Genomic DNA, 12,788 nt, shown 5'->3' with positions numbered 1-12,788 from the left:
CCACCTGACCCCATGCCGAACTCAGAAGTGAAACGCCGTAGCGCCGATGGTAGTGTGGGGTCTCCCCATGTGAGAGTAGGGAACTGCCAGGCATCAAACAAGTGAAGAGGCCATCCGAAAGGATGGCCTTTTTGCGTTTATGCGCCAAAAAAACGGCAGGCCGGGTAAGGCAAAGCCGCCACCCGGCACGTCAGACCGCACTCCACGTCACAATAAAGCCCGCAATCCCATCCACATCATTTAAGTCCAGCACCGGAACCTCAAGTGGCAATACCATATCACTGGCCACCGCAATCACATGCTCATCCAGCGTTAACTCGCTGAAATCATGCCCGGCATCGTTTCTGAACAGCAGGATCTTAGGCACTGCCTCATGCTTAAATCCTTCAATCAGCACCAGATCCAGGGTGGAATGATCCATCCGACTGACCAGATAAGCGAGATCCAGCGGCGCCTCGTCCGGCGTTTCTGTCATTAACGCCCAGCGCTGAGGACTTGCTACCATCGTTTGTGCTGCTCCGGCCTTACGCAGCTCATAGCTGTCTTTTCCTGGCGTATCGATATCCATGTTGTGATGACTATGCTTAATCAATCCAGGACGAAGGCCTCTGGCACACAGCGCGGGTATCAGCTTTTTCAGCAGCGTGGTTTTCCCGGTCCCACTCCATGCGGAAATGGCTAAAAGAGGTATCATTTTTTCTCCTGCATCATCTGCAAATCTTCATGCGTGTTCACGTTCACAAACGCTGATTTCACATCGCTAAAATCAACGGAATGGCCGCCAGACTCACGCATGAAGACCATCACCCTGCGCTCTCCCGCAGCCAGATAGCTCTGCAGAGCAGGCGCTAGCGAACGATGCATCAACGCGATAGCAGGATGGTCACGCTCGCCGTCATGTACCCAAACCACAGGTGCTGTACCACGAAGCAGGAGCAGACGCTCGACGAGACCGGAGGGAATAAACGGCGTATCGCAAGGGCAGAAGATAAACCACTCTCCGTGCGACTGTTGCATGACCGAAAGCATACCGGCCAGCGGGCCCGGGTAATTCTCAAGGCTATCCTGATAAACGGCGTATCCGCTGCGCCGGTAAGTGTCGATATGCCTGTTCGCGCTGATGGTCATTGCCGTCACCTGGCCGGCGAGCGTATCGGCGACATGCTGCCACAAGGGTTTTCCATTAAGAAGCTGAAGCCCCTTATCTTTACCGCCCATTCGCGTTGCTCTGCCGCCTGCCAGAACGACCCCGATGATTTCCTGGCTAACATTCACGAATATCGCCTCTTTTATTGTGGGATTGACCCTGCTAACGTGTCACTCTAAATGAAAGGAGCACCACCATGAAATGTAAACGTCTGAATGAAGTTATTGAACTCCTCCAGCCCGCCTGGCAAAAAGAGCCAGAGCTAAATCTGATGCAATTTTTACAGAAACTGGCGAAAGAGTCAGGTTTTGACGGCGATCTGGCAGACCTTTCTGACGACATCCTGATCTACCACCTTAAAATGCGCGACTCCGCCAAAGATGCTGTTATTCCTGGTATTCAGAAAGATTATGAGGAAGATTTTAAGACCGCATTATTGCGCGCCCGAGGCGTAATTAAAGAGTAAAAGCTTGTAAGCGGCGGCACCGAAATCGCCACAAGATGATATCCTGAATCATTCGTATAATTTCCGGATGATCGGATGAACGACCAGGCTTTTACTTTCCAGACATTACACCCGGACACCATTATGGATGCCCTGTTTGAACAGGGTATTCGGGTGGATTCCGGGCTAACCCCATTAAACAGCTACGAAAACCGCGTCTATCAATTTCAGGACGAGGATCGTCAGCGCTTCGTCGTAAAGTTCTATCGTCCTGAACGTTGGTCCGCAGAACAAATTCAGGAAGAGCATCAGTTTGCTCACGATCTGCTGGATGACGATGTTCCCGTTGCCGCACCGCTAAAATTCAATAACCAAACGCTCCTCACGCACGAAGGGTATTACTACGCAGTATTCCCAAGCCTGGGTGGTCGTCAGTTTGAAGCGGATAATATCGATCAGATGGAATGGGTTGCCCGCTATCTTGGGCGTATCCACCAGACGGGACGCAAAAAAGCCTTTATTGCCCGTCCAACGATGGGGATTCAGGAATACCTCCTTGAACCGCGCGAACTATTCGAAACGTCTGCAATGATCCCCGCTGCGCTAAAGGATGATTTCCTCAACGCCACCGATAAGCTTATTGCTGCAGTGAAAACCTGCTGGCGCGATGATATTTCCGTTCTGCGCCTGCATGGCGATTGTCACGCCGGGAATATTCTCTGGCGTGATGGCCCGCTGTTTGTCGATCTCGATGATGCGCGTATGGGGCCAGCGGTTCAGGACCTGTGGATGCTGCTCAATGGCGACAAAGCCGAGCAACGCATGCAGCTTGAAACCATTATTGAAGCTTATGAAGAATTTAGCCCGTTTAATTCAGACGAAATTGCCCTGATTGAGCCTTTACGTGCGATGCGTTTTGTTTATTATCTCGCATGGTTAATCAGGCGTTGGGACGATCCGGCATTTCCCCGAAATTTCCCGTGGCTTACCGGAGAGGATTACTGGCGTAGCCAGATATCAACATTTACTGAGCAGGTTAAGGTTCTTCAGGAGCCCCCTCTGCAATTAACGCCGATGTATTAATTGGACACACCCAGGAGAGAGTTAATCATGAAAAAAATTTGGCTGGCGCTGGCAGGTATGATTCTGGCATTTAGCGCTTCTGCTGCGCAGTTTACCGACGGCAAACAGTACATCACGCTGGACAAGCCGGTCGCTGGCGAGCCACAGGTTCTGGAGTTCTTCTCGTTCTATTGCCCACACTGCTATCAGTTCGAGCAGGTGCTGCATGTTTCTGACAACGTGAAGAAAAAGCTGCCGGAAGGCACCAAAATGACCAAGTACCACGTTGAGTTCCTGGGCCCATTGGGTAAAGACCTGACTCAGGCATGGGCGGTGGCGATGGCACTGGGCGTGGAAGATAAGATCACTTCGCCAATGTTTGAAGCCGTACAGAAAACCCAGACCGTTCAGACCACTGCGGATATCCGTAAAGTGTTCGTTGATGCGGGCGTGAAAGGTGAAGAGTACGATGCCGCATGGAACAGCTTCGTGGTGAAATCACTGGTTGCCCAGCAGGAAAAAGCGGCTGCTGATCTCCAGCTTCAGGGCGTTCCGGCGATGTTTGTTAACGGCAAATACCAGCTGAACATGCAGGGCATGGACACCAGCAGCATGGATATTTTCGTACAGCAGTATGCAGATACCGTGAAATACCTGGTTGAGAAGAAGTAATTTCGTTGATGTAAAAACGCCGGTCACTGACCGGCGTTTTTGTATGAAGATTTTATCTTGTCTATCTGTTCGTCTTTCTCTTTCCAGAGCGTATTAAGCCACTGCTGGAAACGACGTTTGAAGTTCTTATCGTTTACGTAATCACCGTGCAGTTCAGCGTCAATCGGAACCAGGTCGACGTGCACGACAATGCGCGTCAGTTTGCCGCTGAGCATATCGAAGAACGGCGTCCTGTCGTTTTCCGGATAGCAGAGCGTGACGTTAAGAAGTTTATCGAACTGTGCTCCCAGCACGTTAAGCGCCATCGCAATCCCCGCCGCTTTCGGCGGCAAGAGATGCTGATAAGGAGAGCGAGTTTGCTGGCGCTTCTCTTCCGTAAACCGGGAACCTTCAACAAAGTTCACGATGGTCGTAGGATGTGCACGAAACTTTTCACAGGAACGGCGCGTGGTCTCCACATCCTTACCGCGACGTTCCGGATGACGAATCAAATAGCTGCGCGAATAGCGTTTCATAAACGGCATATCGAGCGCCCAGCAGGCCAGCCCGATAAAAGGCACCCAGGCGAGCTGCTGTTTCAGGAAGTATTTGTTCATCGGGATGTGTTTGCGAAAAAGCACGCATAACACCACGATGTCCGCCCAGCTGTGGTGATTGCAGATCAGCAGGTACCAGTTCTTTTTGTTGAGACTCTCCAGCCCTTTGACATCCCACTTCAGATGCGGGTTAAGGCACAACAGGATCGCCAGCCCTTCGCACCAGCAATACATCATGAAGTTACAAAATGCGGACACGGCTCGCCACACCACGGGTACAGGCAGCAGCAGTTTAATGATCCCGGCGAGAATGATCGGCACGGAACAGGCGATCGTCACCAGAATAGTTAAAATGATGCTTAGCAGTAATGTTATTGCAGCGAGCAATCTCGACATGATGAGCTTTTTTAAATAGTTAGCTGTAAGTGAGCGACCGACTAGTCGACGCTGGGCGCTGATTTTACCAGAAAACAGACAAATGAATGGCGCTTTCACATGATGATTTGGCGGCTTTTACCCTGGCGCAGCAGATTTCTCTGGGGTTCTGCGCGAATCAAGGCTTATATCCACATAGACTAAATTGCCATCAGTTGGCCATATAGATAAGATCTGACAACATAACAGCATGATAATTAAGATCTAAATATTACCTCATATGTGTTTTTTGCGTCTGTTATTCATATGAAGTGAAAATATACACAAACTTATCCACAGTTTGATTTTTGCGAGCGATCCTCACGATCGCAAAATCTTTTCCTGTATCTGGCGCTAATAACTGATGTTTTCATCCTTCTGTGGCATCCTTTACCCATAAATTGATTAAAGGCACGGACATTATGGTTCAGATCCCAGAAAACCCTCTTATTCTCGTCGATGGCTCTTCTTACCTGTATCGGGCATACCATGCGTTTCCTCCTCTGACCAATAGCGCAGGGGAACCCACCGGCGCAATGTATGGCGTGCTGAACATGCTGCGCAGCCTGATCCTTCAGTATCAGCCAACCCATGCGGCCGTCGTCTTTGATGCGAAAGGTAAAACCTTCCGCGATGAGCTGTTTGAGCATTACAAATCCCACCGTCCGCCAATGCCTGACGATCTGCGTGCGCAGATTGAGCCGCTGCACGCCATGGTAAAAGCGATGGGGCTGCCGCTGCTAGCCGTCTCCGGCGTTGAAGCCGATGACGTCATCGGCACGCTGGCGCGTGAAGCAGAAAAAATGGGGCGTCCTGTGCTGATCAGCACCGGTGATAAAGATATGGCGCAGCTGGTAACGCCAGGTATCACCCTGATTAACACCATGACCAACACCATTTTGGGGCCAGAAGAAGTGGTCACTAAGTATGGCGTGCCGCCTGAGCTGATTATCGACTTCCTCGCGTTGATGGGCGACTCCTCGGATAACATCCCTGGTGTTCCCGGCGTCGGTGAGAAAACCGCGCAGGCGCTGCTTCAGGGGCTGGGCGGGCTGGATACGCTCTACGCCGAATCAGACAAAATCGCCGGGCTCTCCTTCCGTGGTGCAAAAACCATGGCCGGGAAGCTGGAAGAGAACAAAGAGGTGGCTTATCTCTCTTATAAGCTGGCAACCATCAAAACCGATGTCGAACTGGAGCTGGGCTGTGAGCAGCTGGAAGTGCAACAGCCTTCCGCTGACGATCTGCTGAGCCTGTTTAAGAAATACGAATTTAAGCGCTGGATCACTGACGTGGAAGCCGGCAAGTGGCTGCAGGCAAAAGGGGCGAAACCTGCTGCAAAGCCGAAGGAGACGATTGTCGTTGACGCAGAAGAGCAGGCGGAAGAAGAAGCCGTGGTGCTTACCTTCGACAACTACGAAACCCTTCTTGAAGAATCGCAGCTGATCGCCTGGATCGAGAAACTGAAAAAAGCGCCGGTCTTCGCCTTTGACACCGAAACGGACAGTCTCGATAACATTTCTGCCAATATGGTAGGCCTGTCATTTGCGACAGAGCCTGGTTATGCGGCCTATGTTCCCGTTGCGCACGATTACCTGGATGCGCCGGAGCAGCTCTCCCGTGAACGCGTGCTTGAGCTGCTGAAGCCGATCCTGGAAGACGAAAAGGCGCTTAAGGTTGGGCAAAACCTCAAGTACGACCGCGGCATTCTGCAAAACTACGGCATTGAACTGCGCGGGATCGCCTTCGACACCATGCTCGAATCCTACATTCTGGACAGCGTCGCGGGTCGCCATGATATGGATTCCTTATCTGACCGCTGGCTCAAGCACAAAACCATTACGTTTGAAGAGATTGCCGGCAAAGGGAAAAATCAGCTCACCTTTAACCAGATTGCTCTCGAAGAGGCAGGACGCTACGCGGCGGAAGACGCTGACGTCACGCTGCAGCTGCACCTGAAGATGTGGCCAAAACTGCAGAAGCACGAAGGTCCGCTGAACGTGTTCCAGCATATCGAGATGCCGCTGGTGCCCGTGCTGTCACGCATTGAACGTAACGGCGTGAAAATAGACCCAACGGTGCTGCATAACCACTCCGGGGAGCTGGCGCAGCGCCTGACCGAGCTGGAGCAAAAAGCGCATGAGCTTGCAGGCGAGCCGTTTAACCTCTCTTCACCGAAGCAGCTGCAAACCATCCTGTTTGAAAAGCAGGGCATCAAGCCTCTGAAGAAAACCCCTGGCGGCGCGCCGTCAACCTCTGAAGAGGTGCTGGAAGAGCTGGCGCTGGATTATCCGCTGCCGAAAGTGATTCTGGAGTACCGTGGTCTCGCGAAGCTGAAGTCTACCTACACTGATAAGCTCCCGCTGATGATCAACCCGAAAACGGGCCGCGTGCATACCTCATACCATCAGGCTGTCGCGGCGACCGGTCGACTCTCGTCTACCGATCCCAACCTGCAGAACATCCCGGTACGTAACGAAGAAGGCCGTCGTATTCGCCAGGCTTTCATCGCTCCAGAGGATTATCTGATTGTCTCGGCGGACTACTCGCAAATCGAACTGCGCATTATGGCGCACCTGTCCCGTGACAAAGGCCTGTTGAGCGCATTTGCCGAAGGGAAGGATATCCACCGGGCAACCGCGGCAGAAGTCTTCGGTTTGCCGCTGGACAGCGTGACCAACGAACAGCGCCGCAGCGCTAAGGCGATCAACTTCGGTCTGATTTACGGCATGAGTGCATTCGGGCTTTCGCGCCAGCTCAACATTCCGCGTAAAGAGTCGCAGAAGTATATGGATCTCTACTTCGAGCGTTATCCGGGGGTGCTGGAATATATGGAACGCACCCGCGCGCAGGCGAAGGAGAAAGGTTATGTCGAAACCCTTGATGGTCGCCGTCTCTATTTACCTGACATCAAATCCAGCAACGCGGCACGTCGCGCTGGCGCAGAGCGTGCGGCGATCAACGCCCCGATGCAGGGTACCGCGGCGGACATTATTAAGCGTGCAATGATCGCCGTTGATGCCTGGCTGGAAAAAGAGAAGCCTCGCGTGAAAATGATCATGCAGGTACACGATGAACTGGTATTTGAAGTGCACAAAGACGACCTCGACGCCGTGTCGAAGAAGATCCACGAACTGATGGAAAGCAGCATGACGCTTGACGTGCCGTTGCTGGTGGAAGTGGGAAGTGGTGAAAACTGGGATCAGGCTCACTAACGGTTCTTCGCATAACGCGCCTTTTATGTAAGTTTGCAACATAACAACGCGCGTTTTGTGACGATCATTAGAATTCCCTATGTAAAGAATGAAAAAAAACTACAAAAAGTGCTTTTTCTGCAGCACAAAAAGGGGTAGAGTTATCGGCGTAGGGTACAGAGGTAAGATGTTCTATCTTTCAGACCTTTTACTTCACGTAATCGGATTTGGCTGAATATTTTAGCCGCCCCAGTCAGTAATGACTGGGGCGTTTTTTATTGCGGCAAAGAAAAATTCAGGCAAAAAAAACGCGGCCATGGCCGCGCTCGGTATTACTCTTCTTCCGCTTCCGTCGCGGGTTCCAGCTCGCTAAACCAGGTGTCGAGCTTCTGACGCAGCTTGTCCACACCCTGCTTTTTCAGCGAGGAGAACGGCTCAACCTGCACGTCACCGTTGAACGCCAGCACCGCTTCGCGAACCATATTCACCTGCGCTTTGCGCGCGCCGCTTGCCAGCTTATCGGCTTTCGTCAGCAGCACCAGCACGGCGATATCGCTTGCCACAGCCCAGTCGATCATCTGCTGATCCAGATCTTTCAGGGGATGGCGAATATCCATCAGCACCACCAGACCTTTCAGGCACAGGCGTTTTTCCAGGTATTCCCCCAGCGCACGCTGCCACTTGATTTTCATCTCTTCCGGTACCTGCGCGTAACCGTAGCCCGGTAAGTCGACCAGGCGTTTGCCCTCTGCGACTTCAAACAGGTTGATGAGCTGGGTACGGCCAGGTGTTTTTGAGGTACGCGCCAGGCTCTTCTGATTGGTCAGCGTATTCAGGGCGCTGGACTTCCCCGCATTGGAGCGGCCAGCAAAGGCCACTTCAATACCGGTATCAGAAGGGAGGTGGCGAATATCGGGCGCACTGGTGACAAAATGCGTCTGTTGGTAGTTCCAGGTAGTCACGTGGTCGTCTCCAAAATCGTAATCTGAGGGGGATTATACCTGAATGCAGGCAAAAGGCTTTTCTGATTGCCAGGACTTGTAGGCGAATGCCCCAACCGGTGTGAGAGATCGGCCAGAGATGCTATGGGAGATTTCAGAGAATTCGCAGGCGTCAAAAAAGCCAAACTGTTTTAAATCATAATCTTATTTCCGGGTAATTGTCTGAAAATCCCTTTTTGTACCGTTTCGTTGCTTGTTAGTTTAACGGAACAAGGTAAAGTGTGCGTCAGGGCGAGGAAGCCAACAGGATATCGACTTAAGGATTAGGGTCAGGAGCGCCAGGAGGCGAAGACGCAGGATTGTCAGGATGACCAGCGCCTGGAGGCGTTTAAACAGGAAAGGGAACCGTATCACGGACGGTATTAGCCAAGGGATAAACAGGGTTTGTTGTTGGCAAACACGGAATGTCTGACCCGCTAAGGGTTGTGAGTCAGGAAAAAAGGCGACAGATTGCTCTGTCGCCTTTTTTCTTTGCTTGCTTTCTGCTAGATTTCGCCGCAATTCTATACTGAAGAAAACGACTTAAAGATAAAACATCATGAAAAAACCAACCTCCGCTGCGGGCGCGAAACGCCCTGCAAAAGCACGCCGCAAAACGCGCGAAGAACTGAACCAGGAAGCGCGCGATCGCAAACGCGACAAAAAACATCGCGGTCATGCTGCGGGTAGCCGTGCCAACGGTGGTGGTGCAGCGGGCGCTTCTGCAAAAGGCAAACAGCAGAAAGATCCTCGTATCGGCAGTAAAACTCCCATTCCACTGGGCGTGACAGACACCCCGGTCACTAAGCAGCACAAACCAAAGAGCGAGAAACCTATGCTTTCACCGCAGGCTGAGCTGGATTTGCTGGAGAACGATGAGCGCCTGGACGCGCTGCTGGAACGTCTTGAAGAGGGTGAAACCCTGACCGCCGAAGAGCAGTCATGGGTGGATGCCAAACTGGATCGCATCGACGAGCTGATGCAGAAGCTGGGCCTGTCTTACGATGACGAAGACGACGAAGAAGAAGACGAAAAGCAGGAAGATATGATGCGTCTTCTGAAGGGTGGAAACTAACATTTGCACCCGGCAGGCACGATAGTCCTGCTTATAACCCTTCCGGTTATATGTTATCTGGTGTGGTTATTCGTTAAACTACGGCGGTTGTCGCGGCGACAGAAGTGGCTGCGCACCCGAGTGATGGCCCGCGATGGGGCCAGAACGGGCCGCCGTATACGAACGCGACACCAACGGAAGGAGTGAGCATGTCAGCACCAACTATCGACTGGGATTTGGCCCTAATCCAGAAATATAACTATTCCGGGCCGCGTTATACGTCATACCCCACCGCGCTGGAGTTCTCCGATGCCTTCGGAGAGCGTGATTTCCAGCAGGCTGTCGCGCGCTATCCTGAGCGTCCGCTGTCTCTCTACGTCCATATTCCGTTCTGCCATAAGCTGTGTTACTTCTGCGGCTGCAATAAAATCGTGACCCGTCAGCAGCATAAAGCCGACCAGTACCTTGATGCGCTCGAACAAGAAATTGTGCATCGCGCGCCGCTGTTTGCTGGTCGTCACGTCAGTCAGCTTCACTGGGGCGGCGGCACGCCAACCTATCTAAATAAAGCGCAAATAAGCCGCCTGATGACCCTGCTGCGCGGCAATTTCAGTTTTAACGCTGACGCTGAAATCTCGATCGAAGTCGATCCGCGTGAAATTGAGCTGGATGTACTGGATCACTTACGCGCCGAAGGCTTCAATCGTCTGAGCATGGGCGTGCAGGATTTCAATAAAGAGGTTCAGCGTCTGGTGAATCGCGAGCAGGACGAAGAATTTATCTTTGCCTTACTCAATCACGCGCGTGAGATTGGCTTCACCTCAACCAATATTGACCTGATTTACGGCCTGCCAAAGCAAACGCCGGAAAGCTTCGCCTTCACCCTGAAGCGCGTGGCCGAACTCAACCCGGACCGCCTGAGCGTCTTTAACTACGCGCATCTGCCGACGCTGTTTGCTGCCCAGCGCAAAATCAAAGATGCCGATCTGCCTTCTGCCCAGCAGAAGCTGGATATCCTGCAGGAAACGATCACCTCGCTGACCGAAACCGGCTATCAGTTTATCGGGATGGATCACTTTGCCCGTCCGGATGACGAACTGGCGGTAGCTCAGCGCGAAGGGGTCCTGCACCGCAACTTCCAGGGCTACACGACCCAGGGCGATACCGATTTGCTGGGAATGGGCGTCTCCGCCATCAGCATGATTGGCGACTGCTACGCGCAAAACCAGAAAGAACTGAAGCTGTATTACCAGCAGGTTGATGAGACGGGCAACGCGCTGTGGCGCGGCATTGCATTAACGCGCGATGACTGTGTCCGTCGCGATGTGATTAAGGCGCTTATCTGCAACTTCCGTCTCGATTTCAGCGACGTGGAAGCGCAGTGGGAGCTGAACTTCAGTGATTATTTCGCAGAAGACCTGAAGCTTCTGGCGCCGCTGGCGAAAGACGGGCTGGTGGATGTGTCGGAGAGCGCGATTGAGGTCACGCCGAAAGGGCGTCTGTTGATCCGTAATATCTGCATGTGCTTCGACGCGTATCTGCGTCAGAAAGCGCGACTGCAGCAGTTCTCGCGGGTGATTTAAGCCGCAAAAGCGCAAACGTAGGCCGGGTAAGGCGAAGCCGCCACCCGGCTTTTACGTTCAACCCCGCTAGCTAAACAGCCCAACCAGCGCCGCACACAACATAGCCGCAACGGCGGTTTGTGGCGTGTGGCTTTCAGCGGCTCCGCTAGAGAGCATATTCACGATTGTTTCCAGCATGATGTTCACCCCCAATTTCCGGGCACGATCATACAAAACTCATCGGAACAGTAAAGCGCAAAATAACGGCGATTTGCGCTCAATTAATAACCTTTACACTACGGGGACGATCACTCCATTCCCAGCTCTTTAAGCTTGCGCGTCAGGGTATTACGTCCCCATCCCAACAGGCGAGCGGCTTCCTGCTTGTGACCCTGCGTATGACGAAGCGCGGTAGTTAACAGCGTACGCTCCATCTCTGGCTGAGCTTCAGACAGCAGGTTTTGATGACCGGAACGCAACGCGCGGTCGGCCCACTGCGCCAGCAGCGTCGCCCAGCTGTCCGGCAGCGCGTGCCCGGTAGTGCTTTCAGGCGCGGTCGCTTCAAACAGCTCAGCGGGTAAATCCTGAATCAGCACTTCCTGCCCGGCGGCCATCACGGTTAACCAACGGCAGGTGTTTTCCAACTGACGCACGTTGCCCGGCCACGCCAGACGCGTCAGAGCGGCATCGGTTTCCGGGTGAAGCTGCTTGGCTTCCACACCCAGCTCGCGGGCGGCCACCTGCAGAAAATGACGCGCCAGGCGGGGAATATCTTCCCGACGCTCACGCAGCGGCGGCAGATGAACGCGAATGACGTTCAGGCGATGGAATAAATCCTCGCGGAATTTTCCTTCCTGCACGCGTTGCTCCAGGTTCTGGTGGGTCGCGGCAATAATGCGCACGTCTACCTTCACCGGCGCATAGCCGCCCACGCGGTAAAACTGTCCGTCGGCCAGCACGCGCAGCAGGCGGGTCTGGACATCCAGCGGCATATCGCCAATTTCGTCCAGGAACAGCGTGCCACCGTCAGCCTGTTCGAAACGCCCCTGACGAATGGTATTAGCGCCGGTAAATGCCCCTTTTTCATGGCCGAACAGTTCGGACTCAATCAAATCCTTCGGGATCGCCGCCATATTCAAAGCGATAAACGGCGCTTTTGCCCGCGGGCTGTGGCGATGCAATGCATGCGCCACAAGCTCTTTACCGGTTCCCGATTCGCCGTTAATCAAGACGCTGATGGACGAGCGGGACAGACGACCGATAATGCGAAACACGTCCTGCATCGCCGGCGCTTCGCCGATGATGTCTGTCGTTGGCCCAAAATCGGGTGCGTGGCGCGGCTGTTGCTGCTCCTGATAATGGCTAATCGCGCGCTCAACCAGCGCCACCGCTTCGTCAATATCAAACGGTTTGGGCAGGTAATCGAACGCCCCTTGCTGATAGGCGCTCACTGCGGCATCCAGATCGGAGTGCGCGGTCATTATGATGACCGGAAGCATAGGGTGGCGTTGTTTTATCTGCTTTAACAGCGCCAGCCCGTCCATGCCCGGCATACGAATATCCGAAAGCAGAACATCCGGCGTTTTGGTGGTGAGTGCATCGAGCACTTCGTTGCCGCTCTCAAACGTCGTGCAGCTTAATCCTGCCCCTGTGAGCGCGCGTTCAAGCACCCAACGGATGGAGCTATCGTCATCGACTACCCAGACTATCCCTCGTTGCATA

General features: G+C 53.2%; 13 protein-coding genes and 1 rRNA gene. 8 read left to right on the top strand and 6 right to left on the bottom strand.

Features of this window, described 5'->3' with window-relative positions:
* Positions 1 to 92 (top strand): 5S ribosomal RNA (rrf, locus tag AC0TNG_RS01665); the annotation flags it as partial.
* Between the two features lie 98 nt (positions 93 to 190).
* Here rrf and mobB read toward each other — a convergent pair.
* Positions 191 to 694 (bottom strand): molybdopterin-guanine dinucleotide biosynthesis protein MobB, encoded by a 504-nt coding sequence (gene mobB / locus AC0TNG_RS01660; protein ID WP_248273411.1) that lies wholly within the window; start codon positions 692 to 694, stop codon positions 191 to 193.
* On the bottom strand, positions 691 to 1,275 hold the full coding sequence (gene mobA / locus AC0TNG_RS01655; protein WP_473712432.1) for a molybdenum cofactor guanylyltransferase MobA: 585 nt from the start codon (positions 1,273 to 1,275) through the stop codon (positions 691 to 693). The genes mobB and mobA overlap by 4 nt, the downstream gene beginning before the upstream one ends.
* Before the next feature lie 68 nt (positions 1,276 to 1,343).
* On the opposite strand from mobA, the gene AC0TNG_RS01650 reads away from it, so the two are divergent.
* From AC0TNG_RS01650 to dsbA, 3 genes are all read left to right on the top strand, one after another.
* Positions 1,344 to 1,613 (top strand): YihD family protein, encoded by a 270-nt coding sequence (locus AC0TNG_RS01650; RefSeq protein ID WP_008501866.1) that lies wholly within the window; start codon positions 1,344 to 1,346, stop codon positions 1,611 to 1,613.
* Positions 1,614 to 1,688: 75 nt separating this feature from the next.
* Positions 1,689 to 2,675 carry a serine/threonine protein kinase gene (locus tag AC0TNG_RS01645; RefSeq protein ID WP_024909223.1) on the top strand — a complete coding sequence of 329 codons (987 nt, stop codon included), beginning with the start codon at positions 1,689 to 1,691 and terminating at the stop codon, positions 2,673 to 2,675.
* Positions 2,676 to 2,702: 27 nt separating this feature from the next.
* Positions 2,703 to 3,326: a thiol:disulfide interchange protein DsbA gene (gene dsbA / locus AC0TNG_RS01640; protein WP_045285687.1), complete on the top strand. Its 624-nt coding sequence runs from the start codon at positions 2,703 to 2,705 to the stop codon at positions 3,324 to 3,326.
* A gap of 23 nt (positions 3,327 to 3,349) precedes the next feature.
* Here dsbA and AC0TNG_RS01635 read toward each other — a convergent pair whose 3' ends face one another.
* Positions 3,350 to 4,258, bottom strand: coding sequence for an acyltransferase (locus AC0TNG_RS01635; RefSeq protein ID WP_024909221.1), 909 nt, complete (start codon positions 4,256 to 4,258; stop codon positions 3,350 to 3,352).
* Between the two features lie 440 nt (positions 4,259 to 4,698).
* Between AC0TNG_RS01635 and polA the strand changes: the two genes are divergently transcribed.
* Positions 4,699 to 7,491, top strand: coding sequence for a DNA polymerase I (gene polA, locus AC0TNG_RS01630; protein ID WP_473712433.1), 2,793 nt, complete (start codon positions 4,699 to 4,701; stop codon positions 7,489 to 7,491).
* A 166-nt stretch (positions 7,492 to 7,657) separates the two neighbouring features.
* Positions 7,658 to 7,705, top strand: coding sequence for a small protein SpfP (spfP, locus tag AC0TNG_RS01625; protein ID WP_071892919.1), 48 nt, complete (start codon positions 7,658 to 7,660; stop codon positions 7,703 to 7,705).
* A gap of 97 nt (positions 7,706 to 7,802) precedes the next feature.
* On the opposite strand, the gene yihA is transcribed toward spfP, so the two are convergent.
* Complete coding sequence (gene yihA, locus AC0TNG_RS01620) at positions 7,803 to 8,432, bottom strand: ribosome biogenesis GTP-binding protein YihA/YsxC (protein ID WP_023309768.1); 630 nt, start codon at positions 8,430 to 8,432, stop codon at positions 7,803 to 7,805.
* Positions 8,433 to 9,009: 577 nt separating this feature from the next.
* Between yihA and yihI the strand changes: the two genes are divergently transcribed.
* Both yihI and hemN read left to right on the top strand, forming a co-directional pair.
* Positions 9,010 to 9,525: a Der GTPase-activating protein YihI gene (gene yihI, locus AC0TNG_RS01615; protein WP_014885763.1), complete on the top strand. Its 516-nt coding sequence runs from the start codon at positions 9,010 to 9,012 to the stop codon at positions 9,523 to 9,525.
* Positions 9,526 to 9,713: 188 nt separating this feature from the next.
* Positions 9,714 to 11,087 (top strand): oxygen-independent coproporphyrinogen III oxidase, encoded by a 1,374-nt coding sequence (hemN, locus tag AC0TNG_RS01610; RefSeq protein ID WP_048989735.1) that lies wholly within the window; start codon positions 9,714 to 9,716, stop codon positions 11,085 to 11,087.
* A 66-nt stretch (positions 11,088 to 11,153) separates the two neighbouring features.
* Here hemN and AC0TNG_RS01605 read toward each other — a convergent pair whose 3' ends face one another.
* Both AC0TNG_RS01605 and glnG read right to left on the bottom strand, forming a co-directional pair.
* Entirely contained in the window at positions 11,154 to 11,264 is a 111-nt protein-coding gene (locus tag AC0TNG_RS01605) for a YshB family small membrane protein (RefSeq protein WP_023333898.1), read from the bottom strand.
* A gap of 110 nt (positions 11,265 to 11,374) precedes the next feature.
* The gene (gene glnG / locus AC0TNG_RS01600) at positions 11,375 to 12,787 is read right to left on the bottom strand and encodes a nitrogen regulation protein NR(I) (RefSeq protein ID WP_463727418.1); all 1,413 of its coding nucleotides are present in this window, start codon (positions 12,785 to 12,787) and stop codon (positions 11,375 to 11,377) included.
* Position 12,788: the final 1 nt, after the last annotated feature.

The organism is Enterobacter sp. PL_is514 (genome assembly GCF_055816715.1).
This window is presented reverse-complemented; position numbering and strand designations above follow the sequence as displayed.

Excerpts from the sequence above, each read along its gene's own strand:
- mobB (WP_248273411.1), bottom strand. The coding sequence starts at position 694 with ATGATACCTCTTTTAGCCATTTCCGCATGGAGTGGGACCGGGAAAACC.
- AC0TNG_RS01650 (WP_008501866.1), top strand. The coding sequence starts at position 1,344 with ATGAAATGTAAACGTCTGAATGAAGTTATTGAACTCCTCCAGCCCGCC.
- AC0TNG_RS01645 (WP_024909223.1), top strand. The coding sequence starts at position 1,689 with ATGAACGACCAGGCTTTTACTTTCCAGACATTACACCCGGACACCATT.
- dsbA (WP_045285687.1), top strand. The coding sequence starts at position 2,703 with ATGAAAAAAATTTGGCTGGCGCTGGCAGGTATGATTCTGGCATTTAGC.
- AC0TNG_RS01635 (WP_024909221.1), bottom strand. The coding sequence starts at position 4,258 with ATGTCGAGATTGCTCGCTGCAATAACATTACTGCTAAGCATCATTTTA.
- polA (WP_473712433.1), top strand. The coding sequence starts at position 4,699 with ATGGTTCAGATCCCAGAAAACCCTCTTATTCTCGTCGATGGCTCTTCT.
- yihI (WP_014885763.1), top strand. The coding sequence starts at position 9,010 with ATGAAAAAACCAACCTCCGCTGCGGGCGCGAAACGCCCTGCAAAAGCA.
- hemN (WP_048989735.1), top strand. The coding sequence starts at position 9,714 with ATGTCAGCACCAACTATCGACTGGGATTTGGCCCTAATCCAGAAATAT.
- AC0TNG_RS01605 (WP_023333898.1), bottom strand. The coding sequence starts at position 11,264 with ATGCTGGAAACAATCGTGAATATGCTCTCTAGCGGAGCCGCTGAAAGC.
- glnG (WP_463727418.1), bottom strand. The coding sequence starts at position 12,787 with ATGCAACGAGGGATAGTCTGGGTAGTCGATGACGATAGCTCCATCCGT.